Source organism: Leuconostoc mesenteroides subsp. mesenteroides ATCC 8293, assembly GCF_000014445.1.
Taxonomy (GTDB): domain Bacteria; phylum Bacillota; class Bacilli; order Lactobacillales; family Lactobacillaceae; genus Leuconostoc; species Leuconostoc mesenteroides.
Window position 1 is genome coordinate 1,989,633 of the sequence record NC_008531.1, and the last position, 22,734, is coordinate 2,012,366.

The window sequence follows — 22,734 nt, forward strand, 5'->3', positions numbered from 1 at the left end:
CTTAGTGTATTTTTTATGATGATGGTTCAAATTATTTGTTCTTTATCAGCTAATTTAAACACGTGCCAAATAGTAATCGCAACGACCCATGCGATAACAAACAATGCGACCAGTATGACGCCCATCTGGTTAAAATCTAGCGAAGCCGCCCATCGTGTCAATGCGTTGTTCCAATTAAACATAACGCTAAATGACTGAACAAAATCAATAAATCCAATAAATCCGGCTGCCATTATAGAAATCCCTGTAATTGTTAAATTGTAATACACTTTACGATAAGGTGATGAAAATACCCAACGATACGTCGTACTCATAAAAAAACCATCAATGGTATCCATCAAACACATACCAGCAGTAAATAATAACGGAAAAGCTAATGTTGCATACCAGGGAACTCCCGCATTTGCAGCTGTGGCAGATGTTGCTAATACCGCAATCTGAGTAGCAGTATCAAAACCTAATCCGAAAAGAAATCCAACAATTGCTACTTGCCAGTTATGCTTAATCATTCCTAATAGTTTCAAAAATAAACGATAAATCTTAGATGAATTGATTTGGTCATCTGTACCTGCTCTGGTATGATGATTACGCATAGCGACAAACTTCACCCAGATATCATGCAAGATAACACTATTCACGATGGCCAACATCATCAACATGGTAGCTGCAATAAGTGTTCCTAAGGCGCCTCCTATTTGCTCAAAAATAGGCATAGAATGTTTTGCCCATTCTACAAACAGAACGGTTACCAATGCCATCAACACCACAACCATTGAATGTCCAAATGAAAAACTAAAACCAACGCCGCGTGTATTTTTACCATCATTAAGCATCTTGCGTGTCATGTTGTCAATTGCTGCAATATGATCCACATCAAAAGCATGCCGCAATCCCATTGTGAAGGAAAGATAGGCTATCGCTATCATTTCAGGATATTGTGTAGCACTTGTCATTAACAACAGCATTCCCGATACCAAAAAAAGAATAATTATTGCCCCATAGCGTATCGCATCGGACTGAATAGTTGCTTGTTTTTTTATATTTAACATCATAAATTTTTCTCCCTTTTTGCTGTAGAAATAAGATTATCACAGCACCTGTTATTGCGTAAATATGCTGAACAAATTGTGTCCCTAATGAACTAAACATGTCCTTTCATACTACATTCGATTATTTTTTAGCACGATGCTCATTCGAATTCGCGCTACTACCTCTTTAAGTTGAAAAGGACAAAAAACACCCCAACCTTTAACAGTTGGGGTGTTTTTACTCACTTGTCCCAACTATCTACTAATCAATGTCACATTGGTTTAGTAGATAGTCACTCAAAGAACCTACTAAACATCAACTGAGAAGTAGGTAGAGGAGAGAATAGTTCATTTTTTTAATTGTTTTGTTCATAATTTTTCCTCTTTTTCATATAATTTATATTTTTTAATATGAAACTAATTATATTATCTTACTCTAATTAAGTCAAACGTTTTATTATCTTATTTTAATAATATAACTAATGATACTAAACAGCTACTGAGCAAATGTATTAACTACTGCTTAATCGTCACATCGCCGCTATCTGTTGATATTACGTATGCTCCAGTTGTTCCTTTATGTGTGTAACTTGTCTGATCATCATCATGACTATTGAAAGCAGAAATATCCCCGTCAAGCGTTTTAGCAGTCACACTACTTTTCCCAATCATTGCCGATATATCGCCATCTTGTGCTGTAATGGTAAGCTGACCAGATAGTTGGTTATTCATTAAAGTGACATCCCCATATGATGTGTTTATTTTACCCGTATTAATATGATTATGATGCATGCTCAAGTCACCATTTTCAAGTTGAATGTTCATTCCATCGCTAATTCGTGTATTTTGTATAGTTAAATCACCATTATCACTTTTAATTGTAGCTGTCGATGTAGTCACGTCATTTAAATCAGTATCTTCAATATCATCAAGCGTTAAGTCATGTTGAACTATTATGTTTTTTAATCTTGTATCTGCAACATGTTGAATTGCTATTTTATCCGCTTTGACATCAGACAGGCTAACATCACTGCTATTCTGTCCGTCAATTTGAATATCAGACAAACTTTGTGATTGCGGAACTGTAATTACAATTCCATCTTGATCTCCCTGATTCTCATATTTCCAAGAAAACAATTCGATTTTAATATGACCTGGAGATACACTACCAGCCTGTTTATCAGTAATTTTCAAATGATTTTGCTGATAGCTCAACTCGGGTAGTTTTTGATACGTCATTACTTTAACGGTAGTTTTCTTAACATCCCCTGTGATAATACGTACAGGTAAAGATGTTGACACGTCAATATTTTTCACCTCGTTATAAGTATATGATTGTTGTACCATTTTTTCTTTTTGTGTTTTACGGTCAATAACTTTAGGGCCATTATTCCAAGAAATAGAACTGGACCCGCCACCAAAACCAAATCCAATTAAAGCTAGCACAGCACCAATAACTATCAAACTCAATCCAATTTTAACACTTCGTTTCATGTTATTTGTCCTCCCGATGCATGTACTTTTTATCAGTAAAGCGACGATAAATTGCCTTGCTTAATTGTGCTGTTTTATCAATTAGCCACCTCAAGAGACCAATACCAGCTGGCATTACTGTCAACATTATGCCCAATATGAGCAAACCACAACCAATATAATACAGCCCCGTCCAGATTGACTGCAGCAAAACACTCACTCCGATAATCGCTGATACCACACCTGACAAAGTCAACGCAATGACAACCGCAATAAAAGACGCTAAAACTGCAAAACCAACAGCAGCAAGCGTGACCAAGACAATAAATACAGGTAATGCTAACGGTGACGCCAGTAATGCTAATGCAATCCACCAAATCAGCTTAATATTTGACCGTGGATTTTTACTAGTTGTATCATCTGTTGATTTTTCATCTGCCTTAATTGAATAGTCAGCTAAAATTTTTCGTGAGAGTTGTTTTGGCGTGCCTAACTCACTAATGCATTGCTCATATGTGACTAAATCAGCATCCATCACGTACTCTCGATAGAAATTCATCGCTTCCTCTTTATCTGAATGGTGCAACTGATGTAGTAGTTGCTCTAACTCAGCTAAATAATTCTCCATCTGCTTATCTCTCCTTCAATAATGTGTCAACGTTTGCTTGGAACATTACCCAATCTTGGCGTATGCTAGCCAATCTGTCACGACCCTGTGTTGTAATCTGGTAATAACGTCGATTTCTGCCTTGATAAGGTTGATCATACGTTGTAACAAATTGATTATTTTTTAATCTCCGTAGTACAGGGTATAACGTCGATTCCGAAACAGAAATCGTACCCTGCACTCTTTGCGTTAATGCATAACCGTAATAATCTTCTTTATCTAATATCGCTAGAACGCAACCGTCTAATAATTCTGAACTCATTTGAATTGCCATACTTATTTTCTCCAATACTATACGACATATAATATATGTTCAAAAATATTATATGGATTTTTAATTGTTTTGTCAACAAAAAAATATCTCAACAAATGTCATCGTTGAGATATTTTTCGTTGCCTAATCATCTTTTAATAGCTCGCAATCAATAAAATAGATAGCGTAACGCTCGTTTGGCTTTTAACTGTTTTATGCAATTTTTTAGTAATAAAATCCGTGACGATAGTCCCATGACGAGAAAATATCACTCATAATTTTCATGATTTTGTCGACATCTAATCCTTTACGAATAACGATTGGCGCTGGTTGGATACCAACAGCACCATTTTGTTCTGGAATGAGCTTACCTGTCTCATCAACCATAGATACCATCACCCCTTGTTCGTAACGTGTATCTAACGTTTTGTCGGGTTGAATTGATGCCACGTAATCATCGGCCTCAATAATTAGGTCAGCAGCATTTTCAATTTGGTCACCAATGCCAGCTACCAAACCACGATTCCCCTTACCAGAAGGATTAGCTGAACTTGCAAATGAGAACTTACCGTACTTTTCCCACATTTCTTTGGCAATATTTTCACTTGGTGTACCAAACTTGATAACAAAACAACTAGTTTCACGTTTATCCATCATCAAATTTTTTGTCCCGTCATTTGGTATCTTGCTCTTTGCTTCTTCTTTCCATGGCAAGATACAACCCAACAAAATGTCCTCATCCCAATGTTGTTGATACATTTGTTCGATTTCAGGTGTCATTTGTGCTAATTCTTTAACTTGTTCTACTGAACCACATAGTACGACACCTGGCTTATTACGCTTACGATTCTTAGCAGCAAATTTTCGTTCCAACCCTTGATCATCTGAAGTCATGATAATGTAACCCACTTTTGTTGGACTAACGATCATCCCCCCATCTTCTTTCAAGATGTCAATGGCTTCACCTTGAACGCCACCATTCCAATTAATTTTTGCTGTTGTTGCTTCTGTCATGATAAAATACCATCCTTTTAATATATTGCTTTTTGTTTTGTTTCTGGCCCATAAACTGCGACCACAATAGCTGCAATTAGCGCCACTGCTGCGATAAAATAGAAAATCAAGTTCGCACTAAATTGTGTAATTGCCCACGCTGCAAAATATGGTGTTAAAACCGTCAATATTTTAGCAACGCCATTAGCATAACCCGTTCCACGGAATCTAAAGTAAGTAGGGAACAACTCTGACATATAAACCCCAACAACCGAAGCCATCAAAATATACATCATAGTTACGACCAAAAATCCTACAGTTAAAATTCCAACCGTTGTATGTTGCTGCGAATAAATCATCCCAAACACCGCAGTCATTACAAAGGCAGAAACAATGACCTTTTTACGACCTATCACGTCAACCAATAATGCGCCTATCAGTGCGCCTATTGGAGCCCCAGCCATCATAACTGCGGAGAATGTTAGTGAATGAACCACTTCGATTCCTTGTTTGATCAATAATGTTGGCATCCACGATGTAAATGTGTACTGTGTTAAATTAACTGCACTGACAGCAACCGTTGCAACCAACAGCCCAATGCCAATCCTAGTCTTCACTGGTTGTCGTTTTACACTAGAATCATTTGTGCTGTACGAACCATTCACTTCTAATTTCTCAATGATCTTTTCAGCTTTATCATATTCACCACGTGCAATTAACCATCGCGGTGATTCGGGAAAATGACGGCGAACAACCCATAAAATCAATGCTAACACACCAACAATAACAAACATTGCACGCCATGTATAACGAGGAATAACGCTTGCTGCCAAAAGTAAGGTCAATGGTGCAGCCAAATTAGCAATCACAGAAGTTACGCCACTCCACCGACCACGATTTTTAATTGGGGCAAATTCATTAATTAAAGCGTAACCTGTCACAATTTCTGCGCCTAACCCAATTGCGGCGAAAAAACGTAGTCCGACTAACATCCAAATATTAGTTGCAAATGCCGCACATAGGGTTAGTACACCAAATATCAACAAATTAGTCGAATACGCTTTTCTTCTGCCCAGAAAATCACCGATAAATCCAGCAAAAATGGACCCAAAGAAAAGACCTAAAAATCCAGAGGAAAGAAACACAGAACCTTGTGCAAGTGTGGCAAAATGTGTGCTAACTATTGCACTATTTACTGCACTAGCAAGATAAACGTCCGCCCCATCTAAAATCATACCAGCTGCAATCATCGCAAAGACACGGTAAAATGTCGCTGTTTCTTTAGTCGTGTCCATCCGTTGTTGCAAATTCATTGCCTGTTCCATGGACTGCCTCCTAACCAAAATTTGGTCGTTGCTTTTCGAATGCAGCGATCAATTTTTCATATTTCATCGTGTTATCAATATCATCTTCACCATTGATAAACTTTTCTTTCCATTGTGAGTTGATATCAAAGTGGAAAGTATAGTTTTTATAAGTCACAGTTTGTTCGGGTAAATCAATTTGAATATTTTCATCTGCTTGAATACCCCGTAATATTTTCCGATTTTCTTCGGGCAACACAATCGGTAACAAACCATTCTTAGTTGAATTCATGTAAAAAATGTCTGAAAATCCGCCGCCAATCACTGCCCTGAATCCATAATCCGTTAACGCCCATACTGCGTGTTCTCGTGATGATCCCGATCCAAAATCATTTCCTGTAATTAAAATTGAAGCCCCTTGATGTGCTGGTTTGTTCAATTCAAACGCCTCATTCAACGAACCGTCGGCATTGTAGCGCCAATCAAAGAATAAATCTTTACCAAAGCCGGTCTTTAAAATGTTTTTCAAAAATTGTTTAGGCAAGATAATATCAGTATTAATGTTGTCATTTGGAATAACAACCGCTCTACCTGTTTCTCTTACAAAAGCTTCCATATTATTCCCCTATACAAATTCATCTGTCGTAATATCAACGAAGTGACCAGCAATCCCTGCTGCAGCAACCATAGCTGGAGAAGCCAAATGCGTTCTCGATCCTGCACCTTGGCGTCCAATGAAATTTCTATTTGATGTTGAAGCAACATGTTTCCCTGCTGGAATTTTATCGGGATTCATCGCCAAGCATGCCGAACATCCTGGTTCACGCCATTCACAACCAGCTTCTTCAAATATTTGAGCAATACCCGATTTAATCGCACGATTTCTTATCGCACGACTGCCAGGCACCACCCAGGCAGTGACATTAGGCGCCAAGTGATGCCCCTTCATCATATTCGCAGCAATTTCAAGATCTTCATAACGACTATTCGTGCATGATCCGATGAAAATGTAATCTAAATTAATGTCAACTGGCTTCATATTGGGATGCAAGCCAATATATTCATAGGCATTGGCATCATTATCATCTTTGATTGCTGGCAAAGACTGATCAACAGGTGTGGCCATGCCTGGATTTGTTCCCCATGTCACCATCGGTTTCAAATTTGATACATCAAAGGTCAACGTCTCATCAAAATCACTTTCATCATCTGTGTAGAATTGTGACCAATAGTTTTTAGCGGATTCAAAATCTTTTGGTGCTTGTTCACGACCTTCAATGTAGTCAAATGTCGTTTGATCTGGTTGCACCATACCAGTTCTTGAACCAGCTTCAATCGACATATTACACATCGTCATACGAGCCTCCATTGAAAGGTTCTCAACAGTTTCTCCGTAAAATTCGATCGCATAACCGACTCCAAACGACACCCCATATTTAGCAATGATGCCCATGATAATATCTTTGGCGTATGTATTTTTAGGCAGTTTTCCAGTAACCTTAATCCCCATGGTTTTTGGTTTAACTTGCCAAATTGTTTGGGTCGCTAGCACATGCTCAACTTCGGAAGTGCCAATGCCAAAGGCGATTGCTCCAAACGCACCATGTGTTGCTGTGTGGGAATCACCACAGACGATTACTTTGGCAGGCTGTGTCAGACCCCGTTCAGGCCCCACAACATGCACAATTCCCTGCTTGTCATCACCAATTGATGCTAATGGGATGTCAAATTCCTTCGTGTTTTTGACCAATGTATCCATCTGCAATCGAGACATTTGATCTTGCACATTAAATATATCTTTCGTTGGCACATTATGATCCATGGTTGCAAAAGTTAAATCTGGTCGTCTAACGCGACGGTTCGTACTTCTCAACCCATCAAAAGGTTGAGGTGATGTCACCTCATGTACCAAATGCAAATCCACATAAATCAATTGAGCCTCACCAATTTCCCCAGTAATGACGTGTTTTTCCCAAATTTTATCAAATAGTGTTTTGCTCATTTTATATCCGCCGATTCATAATTTTTTATGTAATCAACCATTTTTTGTGTGACTTCATCGGTCGTCATCGTGCCACCCATGTCTGGTGTCACACAGTGGTTTTCAATAATGTAGTCTACTGCTGCAGTAATTTTATCGGCAATCCTTTTTTCATCAAAGCTTTCCGTTAACATCATAGCTACCGTATTTACCATAGAAATGGGATTGGCTATGCCTTGCCCAGCAATGTCAGGTGCTGAGCCATGAATTGGCTCATACAAATTAGGGCCGCTTTCACCAACTGACATAGAAGGTATTTGTCCAATTGAGCCTGTAATTTGTGCTGCTTCATCACTTAAAATGTCCCCAAACAAATTAGGTATAATCACAACATCAAATGTTGTGGGCTTGGCCATAATAGCCATTGTCATCGCGTCAACATAGTAATAGTCGATTGTCACATCCTGATAACTTTTGCCAACTTCATTAGCAATCTTTCGCCAAAACTTTGATGTAGCCAATACATTTGACTTATCAACAATGGTGACATGCTTGTTCCGTTTTTGCGCCATTTTAAAGCCTTGGTGCATAATACGAGTTACTTCTTCTTCACTGTAATACATCGTATCAATTGCTTGATGTGCTTCGAGCTTACGTGGCTTTCCAAAATAAGCACCAGAGGTCAGCTCACGAACGATTACAAAATCCGTATTTTCAACATACTCTGGCTTCAGTGGTGAACGGTCAATTTGTGCTGCCGTCACTTTTGTTGGCCGGATATTAGCAAATAAGTTAAGTTTTGATCTAATTTCTAATAGCCCTTGTTCTGGACGTCGTGGCGCATTATCCCATTTCGGCCCACCAATTGCACTAAGTAGCACCGCATCAGCTTGTTTTGAAACATCAATAGTTGACTGTGGTAGCGGGTCACCAGCTCGATCAATACCATCACCACCAAATGGTGCATCTATAAGTTCATAAGCAAATGTTGTATCCTTTGTCGCAGCGTCCAATACTGCTAAACCTGCTGTCATGATTTCGGGACCGATATAATCGCCTTTTAAAACTACTATTTTTTTAACTGATGTCATATTATTGATAACTCACCATTTCTTTTTCTTCAACGACTTGCATAATAACCTTTAATTGATCATCTGTAATCAAATCAGACTCTTCGGCAACTGATTTAAAGATTGGGAAAATTGATTTCATATCATCACGAGTCACCTCATAACCTAGGCTATTTAGTTTTGACATTACCGCATGCGATCCCGACAATTTCCCCAGAGGTAGGGATGCCGTAGCACCAACCATTTCTGGCTTCAAAATTTCATAAGTTTCTGGATTTTTTAAGTAACCATCCTGATGAATCCCAGATTCATGAGCAAAGGCATTGCGTCCCATAATGGGTTTATTACCCGCAACTGGCATGCGGGTTGCGCGTGCGACAATGTCAGAAATGGCTTTTGACTGAGCTAAGACAATATCTGTTTCTGCATTAAACTTTTCATGACGCACATGAATAGCTGCTGCTGCTTCAATCATATCAACGTTTCCGGCACGTTCACCAATCCCGTTGATTGTACCTTGAATTTCCGTCGCACCATGCTCAATGCCTGCCAAAGCATTAGCCGTTGCCATACCCAAATCATTATGTGTATGTGTTGACCAACCAACTGTGTCAAAACCAACAATATTTTGACGCAAGTTTTCAAAAACTTCACCGTATTCTTCTGGCGTATCATAACCAACTGTGTCTGGTATGTTAATCATTGTTGCTCCAGCGTCAATAGCTGTTTGCACGCTGGCTACCAAAAAATCAGGTTCAGTTCGTGTCGCATCTTCAGGTGAGAATACAATATCTTGCATATGTTGCTTAGTAAAAGTAACGTCTGCTTTGATTTTGTCCAAAATTTCTGCTTTGGTCATGTGTAATTTAAACTCACGATGAATTGGTGAAGTTGCAATGAACACATGAATCATTGGATGTTTTGCATCCTTGGTTGCCTCAATAACCGCATTAATATCATTTCTGACCATTCGTGCCAAACCGACAACTTTTGCGTTATCCACAACTTCTGCAATTCTTTTCACTTCTTCAAAGTCTTTCTGAGAAGCCGCAGGAAATCCCGCTTCAATTGCTGCAACGCCATAATCATCCAATCCTTTTGCTATTTCAATCTTTTCTTCAATTGAAAAGTTAACCCCAATTGTTTGTTCACCATCACGCATTGTTGTGTCATAAAAAGTTACTTTGCTTGCCATAATTTTCTCCTTAAATTAAAATCCCGGACCAGTCAATTTGACTAGTCCGGGATCATGCACTCACATCCTTTTATTCACTAGCCATTAGATAAGTACCTAACAACCAGCTCAAAAGCTCAACTTGCTAGGGTAGTCTAAGCAAGTTGAGGAGAAGGGCTGCATTTGTAATATTCGTTTGTACAGTAGCCTGATTTCTCATGTGAAACACTTCCTTTTAATTTAATAATCCAATCATAACTACTTTATAATTCATCGTCAATTACAAGGTGTGTTTTATTCCAATTTTATATAATTTAGTCGTTTTATAATCCTAACGCCATTTTTGCGTATCGCGACATTCGATCAATTTCCCAAGCTGGTTCCCATGTGAGTTCAACTTTGGTTGTCTTTACTTCAGGTAAAATTTTTAATGCTTCGTCAATCATTTCTTCCAACACACTAATTAACGGACACCCCATCGTTGTAAGCGTCATATTAATGGTTACATCACCGATAGAATTGATATCAACAGCATTGATTAATCCTAAGTTAACAATATCAACTCGCAGTTCTGGGTCAATGACTGTCGTTAAAGCATCCATGATACTTGCCTCAACTTTTTTATTCATACCTTATCCTACCGATCCCACCATTTCAAATTTCATTAATCGATTTAACTCAACAGCATATTCCATTGGCAGTTCTTTTGTGAAAGGTTCGATAAAGCCCATAATAATCATCTCTGTGGCTTTTTCGGCAGAAATACCACGTGTCATTAGATAATACAATTGCTCTTCAGAAACACGCGATACTTTTGCCTCATGCTCCATTGACACATTACCATTCAAAATTGTATTGTATGGAATCGTATCAGCTGAAGATTTATCATCAACTAAAATCGTGTCACACTCGACGTGAGCAAATGACCCATCAGATTCGCGACCAAATTTCACTGTGCCACGATAATCTGTAGAACCACCATCGTGTGCAATTGACTTTGAAATGATAGATGACGACGTATTTTTAGCATTATGAATCATTTGCGCACCAGAATCTAAGTTAACGCCTTCGCCAGCAACAGCAATCGAAAGCATTGTACCCTTTGCGCCCTCGCCTTCCAAATAGACTGATGGATACTTCATCGTCGTTTTTGAACCAAAATTGCCATCAACCCATTCCATCGTTGCGTTTTCATGCGCTGCTGCACGTTTTGTTTCTAATGAATACACATTATTAGACCAGTTTTGAATCGTAGTGTAACGGCAATATCCGTCTTTTTTAACAATCACTTCTACCACAGCAGCATGTAGTGCATCCCCTGAATACATTGGTGCTGAACAGCCCTCAACGTAATCAACATGCGCCCCTTCATCAACAATAATAAGTGTCCGTTCAAACTGACCTTCATTTTCAGTATTAATTCGAAAATAAGACTGAATAGGTGTCGTAACGTGAACATCTTTAGGGACATAAATGAATGTACCACCAGACCAAACTGCTGAATTTAAGGCCGCTAATTTATTATTGGTTGGTTTAACCAGTGATCCAAAGTATTCTTGAATAAGCTCTGGATATTCTTGGACTGCAGTATCTGTGTCGGTAAAAATAATACCTGTCTTAGCGAATTCTTCTTTCATCCGGTGGTAAACCACTTCAGACTCGTACTGGGCAGAAGACCCTGCTAGCCACTTCCGTTCGGCTTCAGGTACACCCAAACGCTCAAAGGTTTCCTTTAATTCAGCTGGTACATCATCCCAATCACGATATTTATCATTTGTTGGCTTATTATAGTAGTAAATATCTTCAAAATGAATTTCACTTAGATCTGGCCCCCATGTATGCATAGGCATTCTGAGGTATGTTTGATAGGCTTGTAACCGGTAGTCTAACATCCATTGAGGTTCATTCTTTTTAGCTGAAATTTGACGAATAATGTCTTCGTTTAACCCTTTTCCTGTTGAAAATACAGCCTGGTAGTCATCTTGAAATCCTAGTTCACTGGCCTTATCATTTGAAATGGCTGCTTTTGTTTGATTAATAGCTTCTTGTCTATCTATTTCCATTATCGAAACCTCTTTATTTCTCTACTGATAATAACTCGTCCAAGGCATGCCATGCTAAAGTTGCGCACTTTATTCGTGTGGGAAATTTAGTAACCCCTGCTAAAATTTGTGCTTCTCCAAGAAGTTTTGTATCAGCTACTTCGCCACGTGTCAGTTTTGAAAACTCCTCAAGTAAGGTAGCGACAGCTTCACGACGCTGTCCCAGTACTAAATCTGTCATCATTGAAGCCGAAGCCTTTGATATAGCGCAGCCATCCCCATAAAAATATATATCTGTCACTTTATCGTCAGTCATCTCAAAAGCTAAATCAATAATATCACCACAAGTGGGATTATATTTTCGAACATGATAAGTTTCTGTACCCAACATAGGCTTATAATGATGCGGATGTTGGGCATATTCCATGACTGTTTGGCGATATAAAAGATCTAAATTATGCAAACTCACGGTTAAAATACTCCTTAATATCTTCAATGACACTAATAAATCGATCGATTTCTTCACGCGTATTATAGATATACAAACTAATACGAACTGTCGCTGCAATATTCAAATATTTCATCAGCGGCTGCGCACAATGATGTCCTGCACGAACCTCAATTCCTTCTTGATCCAAGGCCGTGGCTAGGTCGTGGGCATGGACCCCTGCTAAATTAAATGCAATCACGCCTGAATGCTGTTCACTGTTTTGCGGACCATAAATGGTGACACCCGCAATACTTTTTAGCTTTGGCAAGGCATAATCAACTAGAGACTGCTCATAGTTTTCGACCTCTTTCATTCCGATATTTGTCAGATAATCAATAGCGGATCCTAAAGCAATTGCACCAGCAATATTGGGCGTTCCCGCCTCAAAACGCCATGGTGAAGGCTGAAAGGTCGCTTCTTGCAAGTCTACCAATTCAATCATTTCTCCACCAAATTGAGCAGGTTTCATATTTTCTAAAATATCATGTTTGCCGTAAAGAACTCCTATACCTGTTGGTCCAAGCATTTTATGACCCGAAAAAGCAAAAAAATCAACATCCATATCTTGCACATCAACACGCATATGCGGAACAGATTGGGCGCCATCAGCAATCATGATAGCATCATGTTTGTGGGCTATTTTTGCGATTTTTTTTATGGGATTAACAACCCCCAACACATTAGAAGCATGTGTGATTGATACAATTTTAGTTTTGTCTGTTATTTTCCGTTCAAGATCAGCCATATTTAAGGTGCCATCGTCATTGAGTTCGACATATTTTAAATGAGCCCCAACACGTTGCGCTAATTGTTGCCACGGCACAATATTAGAATGATGTTCCATGTAAGATATTAGGATTTCATCTCCTTGTTTAACATTTTCTGCACCATAAGTACTTGCCAACCAATTAAGCGACTCAGTTGTGCCACGAGTGAATAGAACTTCTTCACGTTTTTGAGCATGAATGAATTTTTGTACTTTATCGCGGGCTTGTTCATATTGTTGTGTCGCACGCTCTGATAGCTCATAAATACCACGATGCACGTTTGCATTATTATTTTGATAATAATTCACTAATGAATCAATCACATACTGGGGTTTTTGTGACGTAGCCGCACTATCAAAATAGAGCAGCTCTTGCCCATTGACTGTTTGATTTAGTATTGGAAAATCATGTCTAATCGTCTTCATGTCGTAACTTTCTTTCTATTTCTTCAACTACTTGCCTTTGTGCCACTTTTGTTGGCATTTTTGCTAAAACTTCACCCATAAAGCCGCGAATAACTAGCTTTCGAGCTACTTGCTCACTAATACCCCGACTCATTAAATAATACATTTGATTTTCATCAACACGTCCCACAGAAGCTGCATGCCCCGCCGTCACATCGTTTTCATCAATTAGTAACAAAGGATTTGCATCTCCACGTGCGCGACGTGATAGCATCAAAACACGCGATTCTTGCTGTGCATCCGATCCTTTAGCGCCCTTAATAATTTTCCCGATACCATTAAATACTAAAGTTGACCGATTGAGAATAACGCCTCGTTGGAAGATATGACCAATGGTATGGCGACCACGATTCAAAATGGTTGTCACCAAACCTTGCGTTTGTTTTTTTGTGGTAAGTCCGATGACATTTGTATGTGACGTAGCGCCTTCACCATTTAGTTGACTAGCTAATCGTATGATTACATTACCGTCATTAAACTCAGCATTTTGCCAATCCACAGTTGCATGATCTCTTACTTCAACTTCTCGATTAATAAATGCTGTCGTTTGTTCACCAAAGGCATCAATATTAGCGTAAGTGACTTGGGCACCTACATCCGCTACAGCTTCGATAACAACAGAAGCCTTTGTTTTTTGAGTCCCGATTGTATGCATTTCTTGTAGTATGTCAACCTTGGCATTGGCGCCAACGTATACAAAAATACGAGCCACAAAATCCTCTCCAGATATAGCTAAATGATTCAATGACAGGTGCAAAACATCATCAAATTGAACGTTTTCTGGTATATAGACAAAAATTCCTGTGTTAAACTGTGCAAAATTTTGTGCTGATAATCGATCGGCTGTTTTGGAAATCACACTACCCAACAGCTTTTCAACTAATGCTGGATGTTCAATCTGTGCTTGTGCCATATTCATCAGAATCACTCCACGAGCGATCATGTCATCCGATAATTGCTGATAAGTAGTGGATAGCCCACTAACTTCGATGCCATGAACATTATTCTCAGTGAAATATGACGTTGTCGTTTCTTCCTTGGCTGCTATCATTTCATCAAGTTGCCAGGAACTGTATCGAACTTTAGCAAATGTTGGTAGTGGTAAAGACTGTATTGCGCTATTATCAACCATATCAATCCTCCACAAAATACGAATTCACATCTTCATCTGTCAAATGAACGTTCAATCCGAGTTCATCTCGCAATCCCGTATATCCCTCAGATTCTAGTTTCTTCGCCAAATCCGCACCGCCTGTTTTAACTATTTTCCCGCCCATCATCACGTGGACAAAATCAGGCACAATATAGTCAAGTAACCGTTGATAGTGCGTAATCATAAGTGTGCCAAATTCACTGGAACGCATTTCGTTAACACCACGAGAAACGACCTTTAAAGCATCAATGTCTAATCCTGAATCAATCTCATCTAAAATAGCAATTTTCGGCTCTATCATCATCATCTGTAAGATTTCATTACGTTTTTTTTCACCGCCAGAAAATCCTTCATTAAGATAGCGTTCTGCCATTTCTTCTGACATCGATAAAAATTCGCGTTTTTCATCAAGTTTTTCAATAAAAGACATAATACTGATTTGCTCGTCTTCAGCACGACGAGCATTAATGGCTGCTCGCATAAATTCAGCATTGGTCACCCCTTGAATTTCAGATGGGTACTGCATGGCCAAGAATAGACCTGCACGAGCGCGTTGATCAACTGACATGTCAGCCAAATCTTGATCATCCATGTAAATATGACCTTCAGTAACTTCATATGCTGGATGTCCCATAATTGTTTGTGATAAAGTTGATTTTCCAGTCCCATTAGGTCCCATAATAGCGTGAATTTCACCAGTGTTGACGACTAAATTAACGCCCTTTAAAATTTCTTTTCCTTCTACTGAAACATGTAGATCCTCTACCTTGAGTGTTGCCATATTATTTTTCCCCTTTTCGCTGACTGATTTTTTGTAAAATAGCTTCGTTTTTATGTATTTTAGCAATCACACGCGCATTTTCAATCATCTCATTTACAATAAAATTCTGACTATCCCAAGTATCACTAGCTTGCACCAATAGCCAAAAAAAGTTTTCTAAGAAATAAGTACTATCGCTTGCGTTCGCTAAATCAATGCCATAAGTTGCCAACATCATAGCATATTTGTAGTTTTTAATCGACATTTGATATTGTGCTAACAAATAAACAATCGCCGCTTGAAATCCAGAATGGTCTACTGTTGTACTTTCCTTTTGGTAGCGCCAAACGTCTTCAAAAGCCTGGTGAGCCTCTTTGAATTGGCCTCGTTGATAATAGTAATGACTCGTTATGGCATAAAACAATAACTTGTGTGACTTGTTAAGACCTGCTATATCAATTTTTTTAATGATTTGTTTTGCTTTTAGACAGTCTTGTTTTAAGATAACTGCCGAAAAATATTGCGTAATTTGATAGGTTGGCCGTTCGGTATCAACCATTTTATCAATTTCTACTTGTTTGATTAGATGCTCAAATTTTCCAATATTTTGATAAAAGAGTGCTTGTGTGGCCAATGTTAAAACACGCTCATTGTTTGTTTGACGCGCAGTAACATTGATTGGAAAAACATCATTCAACGTTAACCCTAACCGTTCACACAGAGCAATCATGATATCAAAAGCTGGCACTTGTTGATGCTTTTCAAATTTGGACAAAGTAGCTTGTGTACAGATATCAGTACATAGCGCCATTTGTGAAATTTTTAAGCGTTTTCTCGTGCTGATAAATTTTTCTATGTTTATCATTGATCCCCCAATCCTATGAAAAAAGGCACCTAACTGCGTTCACAGTTAGGTGCCTGAACAAAAAATGTCCCAACTGTCTACTAAATCCAAATCGATTAGTAGACATTCACTCAAAATAACCTACTAATCATCAGCTGATAAGAAGGATAATGAGAATGTTGTTCAATTTTTTTATATTTTTATTCATTATGTTATCTTTCGTTTCTGAGTAAAAACTCACATTAATATTGAAATAATTATATTCCTATAATTTTAAAATGTCAAACGTTATCGGAAGATAAGCAAGATTGTCTCTATATTTTTACAGTCATCGTCATAATCTGGTCATTTTATAGATGAAGCGATAAATCATATAAATTTGGAATAGTTCGTTGACAATTGAGTTTATACCCCTATACTCATATTAGTAAAAACATATTAAAAATTAGAAAACGCGGAGATTTATTTCATGACAGACACTTTTTCATTTAATGTAAATAGCGATGACTTACAAAAACGATCTGATCATATCAAAATGGGTATTCATCAAGCTCCAGCCCGCTCGTTATTATATGCGACAGGTCAAGTCAGTAACCCCGAAGATATGAAAAAACCATTCATTGCCATCTGTAATTCCTATGTAGAAATCATCCCTGGCCACGTTCATCTGCGTGAACTAGCTGATGTCGCCAAACAAGCCATTCGTGATGCCGGTGGTATTCCTTTTGAGTTTAACACCATTGGTGTGGACGATGGTATTGCGATGGGGCATTTAGGCATGCGCTATTCGTTGCCATCTCGTGAATTAATCGCCGATTCGGCTGAAACTGTCATCACAGCACACTGGTTTGATGGTGTATTCTTCTTACCAAACTGTGACAAAATTACGCCTGGCATGATTATGGCTTCTTTACGCTGTAATGTACCCTCTGTATTCGTCTCCGGTGGCCCCATGAAAGCTGGTTTAGATCCTCAAGGAAAAGCCACGACTTTATCTTCTATGTTCGAGGCCGTGGGTGCATTTAAATCAGGACTAATGACTGAGGAAGAATTCTTAGAAATGGAGCAAAATGCCTGCCCTACTTGTGGATCTTGTGCTGGTATGTTCACAGCTAACTCCATGAATACCTTAATGGAAGTGATGGGTATCGCCTTGCCGTTCAATGGTACTGCACTAGCAATTTCTGATGAACGACGTGATTTAATTCGCGATGGCGCCAAGCAATTAATGCGTATGGTTAAGGAAAATGTTAAACCACGCGATTTAATTACAAAAGAAGCGCTTGATGATGCCATGGCACTTGATATGGCCATGGGTGGCTCAACCAATACTGTTTTGCACGTGTTGTCTATCGCTCATGAAGCTGGCATTGATTATGACCAAGCAGACATTAACGAAATTGCTAAAAAAGTCCCTTACCTATCTAAAATTGCCCCTTCTTCTAAATGGGCAATGGAAGACGTGCATAATGCTGGTGGTGTGCCCGCTATTATCAATGAACTAATTCGTATGGGTGACGTTTTGCACCCTGACCGCATGACTGTAACCGGTAAGACATTGCGCGAAAATGTTGCTGATCATGAAATCATTAATGACGAAATTATCCGGAAGTTCGATGTTAATCCCTATTCAAAGCAAGGTGGCTTATCCATTTTATATGGCAACTTAGCACCCAAAGGTTCAGTTATTAAAGCAGGTGGCGTTGACCCAAGTATTAAAGATTTTACCGGAGAAGCCATTGTCTTTAATTCTGAACAAGAAGCGGTTGAGGCGATAGATAGCGGTCAAATTCACGCTGGTCACGTGCTGATTATTCGCTATGAGGGACCAAAAGGTGGCCCTGGTATGCCCGAAATGCTAGGACCTACATCAGCTATTACTGGTATGGGTCTAGGAAAAGAGGTGGCTTTGGTTACGGATGGCCGTTTTTCCGGTGCATCACGTGGTATCTCTGTTGGCCATGTTAGTCCCGAAGCCGCTGATGATGGTCCAATTGCACTGGTTGAAAATGGTGACAAGATTACCATTGATCTTGTCAATCGTACGATGCATTTGCATGTTGATGATACAGAGCTAGCGGAACGCCATGAACATCTCAAACCCTTTGTTCCTAAAATGCGAAATGGCTGGATGGCACGTTATCAAGCCTTAGTCACTTCAGCAAATACTGGCGGCGTATTAAAGGGCGCTGATGAATTATTCCCTAGCTAAAAGCTATCCTCAAATGTCATAAAGGACGCTGACACATGGAAAATAAAACACAAGAACTACAAGACCAGATGTTGGAAGCCTTATCACAGGTAATCGACCCCGAACTGCGTTGCGATATTGTTAGCTTAGGATTAGTTTATGGACTAGCTATGGATGAAAATGGACATGTCACTGTTAAGCTTACTTTGACCACGATGGGCTGTCCATTGACTGCGGTATTAGATACGATGATTACACGTGCACTCATGGCAATAGATGAAGTACACGATGTCAAAATTGAATTAGTTTGGGAACCGGCATGGTCTACGGACAGAATGAGTCGCTACGCAAAAATGGTTTTGGGTGTCCATAATTGAAAAAAACAGCCAATTTATTATAAGTTACTGGGAGAGCAACTATGAACACAATCAAATCACTTTCAAAATTTCTTACTAAATACTTTACCTTTTTTGTTATTTTAGTAGCTTTATTGGCTATTTTTATTCCTGGACCAGGTACTACGCTTGCTACAACAAAAGTGGGCAACCTCTCGGCTGTATCAATCTTACTGATGATTGTCTTATTTGGTATGGGTATTACGTTGACACCAAATGACTTTAAAAGGGTTGCTCGTAATCCCCTACAAGTTATTTTAGGAACGATAGCACATTATATTATTATGCCTTTCATTGCTTTTTTACTGGTACATTTGTTTGGGTTAACCGGCGCTGCAGCTGTTGGTGTAATTTTGGTAGGATCAGCGCCCTCTGGCACATCCTCTAACGTTATGTCCTTCTTATCTGGAGGGGATGTTGCGCTTGATGTTTCAATCGGCCTGCTCTCTACATTGTTAGCACCTGTCATGATTCCGACACTATTGAAGCTATTAGCCGGAAAATGGGTGAATGTACCTTTTTCATCAATGTTTTTTTCTGCATTTCAAATTGTTGTCATACCTATTGTTTTGGGTATCATCGTTCATACGATTTTTAAAGAACATGTCCAAAAAGTCATTGAGATTATGCCTTTAATATCCCAAGTGGCTATATTAGTGATTATTCTAGCCGTGTTGTCAGCTAACTCTAAAACCATTTTAGCAGTATCAACCCTAATTTTGGTGCCAGTCATCATATTACATAACTTGCTTGGTTACTTACTGGGTTACGGTTTCTCGAAACTAATGAAAATGGATACCCCTCAACAAAAGGCAATTACCTTCGAAGTTGGTATGCAGGATTCGGCACTTGCATCAACACTGGCCATTTCATTTTTTGAACCTGCTTCAGCCATCGCAGCCGTGATGTTTTCTGTCTGGCACAACATTTCTGGTTCAGTATTAGCTTCTCTCTGGAAAAATCACACAGAGAAAGCACCAGACTAAAAACATTTTAAAAAGACGATGAATTCAATATCATCGTCTTTTTTGATAAAAAAACGCCAGTTTATTACTGACGTTTGAATAATCTGAACTTTACCGCAAAATTTCGTTTTCAGTAACGCCGCCATTTACCATCGTTACGGCATCATTTAAAGCCATTTCCACCATATTTTTTATTGCTGTGTTTGTATAAAAAGCAATATGTGGTGACAGTAGAAAGTTGTCATATTCGATTAAGCGCTTTACATCTGCTGGTAGCGCCGTTATATCTTGCTTTTGGTTCATAAAATCATTTTCATTTGGTGTCACATCAAATGCTGCACCAGCCAATAACTTTGATTCGAGTGCTTTTTCAAGCTCAACCATGTCAACAATTTCACCACGCGCAAAATTCAACATAATTGTTCCTGGCTGAATTTTAGCAAAGAAATTTTCATCAGCCATATAGCGCGTCTCGTCATTTAATGGTGTATGAAAACTAATAACATCCGCTCGAGACAAAGCATCATCTAATGTCGTATAAGTTACAAATGGTTCGTTCTGGGCACGATATATTGGGTCCACACCTAACACTGTTGCGCCCAGCGCGTGAAGCATTTCTGCAAGGGCTGTCCCAATTCGACCTACACCAATCACAGCAACAGTTAAATCATGAATTTCTCTCGCTTGACCACCAGCAGCCCAAGTATAGTCACCCGTATTCATGGCGCGATCAAACTTTTTATTGTGTCGAATTAAATTAAAAAGCTGTGTTAGCGTGTATTCTGCAATTGCTCGGGGTGAATAGGCTGCAACATTAGACAAACGAATATTGTGAGCAAAGGCTTCTGGCAAGTCCAACACATCATAGCCAACCTGTCGAATAGCGATTTGCTTAATATTGAATTGAGCTAGTTGCGCATAAACTGGTGCATTAATGGCTGTTGTTTGTTGTGTGGTAATTGCATCAAAACCTTTAGCGCGATCCACCGTCGTTTCGTTAAGTGGTTGATCAATGGTCACTACTTCGTGGCCTGTTTTTTCAGTCCATTTTTCAACATATGGCATTTCGTCTGAAACTGTATTGTACATTAAAATTTTCATAATATCCTCCAAAGGTGCGCTAGCAATAAGTTATTTAACTTTTCCCAAGAAATATTTTTTCTTACCACGACGAACCAATACAAATTCACCATCATAATGTTTTGTTGGATCAATTTCAAAGTTAACGTCCGTTACTTTTTCACCACTAATGGTAATCGCCCCATTTGTAACATCTTCACGCGCTTGACGCTTTGATTTCTCGACTTCTCCGTCGACTAAGAAATCGACAACATTTTTCTTTTCCGATGTAATGTCAAAGCTTGGCACACCACCAAATGCATCAGCAATATCTGCTGCAGATAAATTAGCAACATCACCACTAAATAATGCTGCTGATAGCTTTTCGGCATCAGCAACAGCTTGTTCTCCGTGAACAAATTTAGTTACCTCTTGTGCCAAGCGTTTTTGTGCTATACGACCTCCAGGGTTATTTTTGGCTTCTTGTTCGAGGTTATTAATCTCATCAACACCCAAAAATGTAAAGTATTTCAAATACTTCACAACATCTTCATCACTTTGGTTATACCAGAATTGGTAGAAAGTGTAGGGTGAAGTTTTTTCCGGATTCAACCAAATTGCATTTCCTTCTGACTTACCAAACTTTTTACCTGATGAGTCAGTCATCAAAGGAATTGTTAGACCAAAAGCTGTCGCATTATTCCCTTCAATTGAGTGAATTAAATCAATGCCAGAAGTAATGTTCCCCCATTGATCTGAGCCACCAATCTGCAATTGTACATTATGACGACGCCATAGTTCATGGTAATCAATGCCTTGCAAAATCTGGTAGGTAAACTCTGTAAATGAAATACCTGTTTCTAAACGTGAAGCTACGACGTCCTTTTTCAACATCACATTGATAGAGAATAACTTACCATAATCGCGTAAAAAGTCTGTCAATGTTAATTTGCCAAGCCAGTCGTTATTATTAACAATAGCAGTTTTTTCATCACCAAATAGCTTGGTTACTTGCTCAGTAATTCCTTTTTCATTCTGACGTAACTGTTCTGGTGAAAGTAATTGACGTTCTGTTGTTGGACGTGGATCACCAATAGCACCAGTTGCACCGCCAATAATAATAACGGCTTTTCCGCCAGCATTTTGAAAACGTTTTAACACCATAAATGGAATCAAGTGCCCCAAATGTAATGAATCAGCTGTTGGATCGGTACCCACATAGGCCCCAATTTCTCCTGATGCCATTGCTTCAATTAATCCTGCTTCATCTGTTACTTGGTTCAGCGCACCGCGCCATTTCAAATCTTCAATAAAATTCATTGCCATCTCCTTTAATTACAGAAAAAATCGTCCTAATCTTAATAGACTAGGACGATTTTCACCGTGGTACCACCTAAATTGTAAGTCATCGGACCTACCACTTAATATGCCTTATCGCGGCACACGTCATTGATTTGCACACTGTGTAACTCAACAATATCCACGGATTAGCTCACAGCAGCCGCTAACTCTCTTTGACGCGTATGATATTATCTTTATCAGTGTAATGAATGTTTTTATTATACCAGAATATTAGATAAAAAAGGACATTTTAATTTTACAAGAAAACGATCAGAATGTTTCATGTGAAACATTCTGATAACAGCCTATACTAAATTACT

Annotated in this window: 22 protein-coding genes; 3 read left to right on the forward strand and 19 right to left on the reverse strand. The window is 38.8% G+C overall.

What is annotated here, in order from left to right:
* Positions 1–26 precede the first annotated feature (26 nt).
* The 17 genes from LEUM_RS09845 to LEUM_RS09925 form a co-directional block, all read right to left on the reverse strand.
* Complete coding sequence (locus LEUM_RS09845; protein ID WP_011680538.1) at positions 27–1,052, reverse strand: HoxN/HupN/NixA family nickel/cobalt transporter; 1,026 nt, start codon at positions 1,050–1,052, stop codon at positions 27–29.
* Positions 1,053–1,544: 492 nt separating this feature from the next.
* Complete coding sequence (locus tag LEUM_RS09850; protein ID WP_011680539.1) at positions 1,545–2,522, reverse strand: DUF4097 family beta strand repeat-containing protein; 978 nt, start codon at positions 2,520–2,522, stop codon at positions 1,545–1,547.
* Between the two features lies 1 nt (position 2,523).
* On the reverse strand, positions 2,524–3,129 hold the full coding sequence (locus tag LEUM_RS10535) for a DUF1700 domain-containing protein (protein ID WP_011680540.1): 606 nt from the start codon (positions 3,127–3,129) through the stop codon (positions 2,524–2,526).
* A gap of 4 nt (positions 3,130–3,133) precedes the next feature.
* Complete coding sequence (locus tag LEUM_RS09860; RefSeq protein WP_011680541.1) at positions 3,134–3,442, reverse strand: PadR family transcriptional regulator; 309 nt, start codon at positions 3,440–3,442, stop codon at positions 3,134–3,136.
* Positions 3,443–3,646: 204 nt separating this feature from the next.
* Positions 3,647–4,435, reverse strand: coding sequence for an L-threonylcarbamoyladenylate synthase (locus tag LEUM_RS09865; protein ID WP_011680542.1), 789 nt, complete (start codon positions 4,433–4,435; stop codon positions 3,647–3,649).
* Between the two features lie 17 nt (positions 4,436–4,452).
* Positions 4,453–5,739 (reverse strand): MFS transporter, encoded by a 1,287-nt coding sequence (locus LEUM_RS09870; protein ID WP_011680543.1) that lies wholly within the window; start codon positions 5,737–5,739, stop codon positions 4,453–4,455.
* Between the two features lie 10 nt (positions 5,740–5,749).
* Positions 5,750–6,334: a 3-isopropylmalate dehydratase small subunit gene (gene leuD / locus LEUM_RS09875; RefSeq protein WP_010290567.1), complete on the reverse strand. Its 585-nt coding sequence runs from the start codon at positions 6,332–6,334 to the stop codon at positions 5,750–5,752.
* A gap of 9 nt (positions 6,335–6,343) precedes the next feature.
* Positions 6,344–7,720, reverse strand: coding sequence for a 3-isopropylmalate dehydratase large subunit (gene leuC / locus LEUM_RS09880; RefSeq protein ID WP_011680544.1), 1,377 nt, complete (start codon positions 7,718–7,720; stop codon positions 6,344–6,346).
* Positions 7,717–8,790: a 3-isopropylmalate dehydrogenase gene (gene leuB / locus LEUM_RS09885; protein ID WP_011680545.1), complete on the reverse strand. Its 1,074-nt coding sequence runs from the start codon at positions 8,788–8,790 to the stop codon at positions 7,717–7,719. The genes leuC and leuB overlap by 4 nt, the downstream gene beginning before the upstream one ends.
* A gap of 1 nt (position 8,791) precedes the next feature.
* The gene (locus LEUM_RS09890; protein WP_011680546.1) at positions 8,792–9,964 is read right to left on the reverse strand and encodes a 2-isopropylmalate synthase; all 1,173 of its coding nucleotides are present in this window, start codon (positions 9,962–9,964) and stop codon (positions 8,792–8,794) included.
* Between the two features lie 302 nt (positions 9,965–10,266).
* Positions 10,267–10,572 (reverse strand): metal-sulfur cluster assembly factor, encoded by a 306-nt coding sequence (locus LEUM_RS09895; protein ID WP_011680547.1) that lies wholly within the window; start codon positions 10,570–10,572, stop codon positions 10,267–10,269.
* Positions 10,573–10,575: 3 nt separating this feature from the next.
* Complete coding sequence (gene sufB, locus LEUM_RS09900) at positions 10,576–12,006, reverse strand: Fe-S cluster assembly protein SufB (protein ID WP_011680548.1); 1,431 nt, start codon at positions 12,004–12,006, stop codon at positions 10,576–10,578.
* Positions 12,007–12,019: 13 nt separating this feature from the next.
* Positions 12,020–12,454 (reverse strand): Fe-S cluster assembly sulfur transfer protein SufU, encoded by a 435-nt coding sequence (gene sufU, locus LEUM_RS09905; RefSeq protein ID WP_010289660.1) that lies wholly within the window; start codon positions 12,452–12,454, stop codon positions 12,020–12,022.
* Positions 12,441–13,667, reverse strand: coding sequence for a cysteine desulfurase (locus LEUM_RS09910; protein ID WP_011680549.1), 1,227 nt, complete (start codon positions 13,665–13,667; stop codon positions 12,441–12,443). The genes sufU and LEUM_RS09910 overlap by 14 nt, the downstream gene beginning before the upstream one ends.
* Positions 13,654–14,838 (reverse strand): Fe-S cluster assembly protein SufD, encoded by a 1,185-nt coding sequence (gene sufD, locus LEUM_RS09915; protein ID WP_011680550.1) that lies wholly within the window; start codon positions 14,836–14,838, stop codon positions 13,654–13,656. The genes LEUM_RS09910 and sufD overlap by 14 nt, the downstream gene beginning before the upstream one ends.
* Before the next feature lies 1 nt (position 14,839).
* Entirely contained in the window at positions 14,840–15,640 is an 801-nt protein-coding gene (sufC, locus tag LEUM_RS09920; protein WP_011680551.1) for a Fe-S cluster assembly ATPase SufC, read from the reverse strand.
* Position 15,641: 1 nt separating this feature from the next.
* Positions 15,642–16,484 carry a helix-turn-helix domain-containing protein gene (locus LEUM_RS09925; protein WP_011680552.1) on the reverse strand — a complete coding sequence of 281 codons (843 nt, stop codon included), beginning with the start codon at positions 16,482–16,484 and terminating at the stop codon, positions 15,642–15,644.
* 448 nt (positions 16,485–16,932) lie between these two features.
* Here LEUM_RS09925 and ilvD point away from each other — a divergent pair, with 448 nt between their 5' ends.
* The 3 genes from ilvD to LEUM_RS09940 are packed head-to-tail and all read left to right on the forward strand — an operon-like array spanning position 16,933 to position 20,035.
* On the forward strand, positions 16,933–18,675 hold the full coding sequence (ilvD, locus tag LEUM_RS09930) for a dihydroxy-acid dehydratase (protein ID WP_011680553.1): 1,743 nt from the start codon (positions 16,933–16,935) through the stop codon (positions 18,673–18,675).
* 35 nt (positions 18,676–18,710) lie between these two features.
* Positions 18,711–19,031, forward strand: a complete 321-nt coding sequence (locus tag LEUM_RS09935) for a metal-sulfur cluster assembly factor (RefSeq protein WP_011680554.1) — start codon at positions 18,711–18,713, stop codon at positions 19,029–19,031.
* A 41-nt stretch (positions 19,032–19,072) separates the two neighbouring features.
* Positions 19,073–20,035 (forward strand): bile acid:sodium symporter family protein, encoded by a 963-nt coding sequence (locus LEUM_RS09940; RefSeq protein ID WP_011680555.1) that lies wholly within the window; start codon positions 19,073–19,075, stop codon positions 20,033–20,035.
* Positions 20,036–20,125: 90 nt separating this feature from the next.
* Here LEUM_RS09940 and LEUM_RS09945 read toward each other — a convergent pair whose 3' ends face one another.
* Together LEUM_RS09945 and tyrS are read right to left on the reverse strand one after the other, a co-directional pair.
* Entirely contained in the window at positions 20,126–21,115 is a 990-nt protein-coding gene (locus LEUM_RS09945; RefSeq protein WP_011680556.1) for a D-2-hydroxyacid dehydrogenase, read from the reverse strand.
* Positions 21,116–21,145: 30 nt separating this feature from the next.
* Entirely contained in the window at positions 21,146–22,393 is a 1,248-nt protein-coding gene (gene tyrS / locus LEUM_RS09950) for a tyrosine--tRNA ligase (protein WP_011680557.1), read from the reverse strand.
* Positions 22,394–22,734 lie beyond the last annotated feature (341 nt).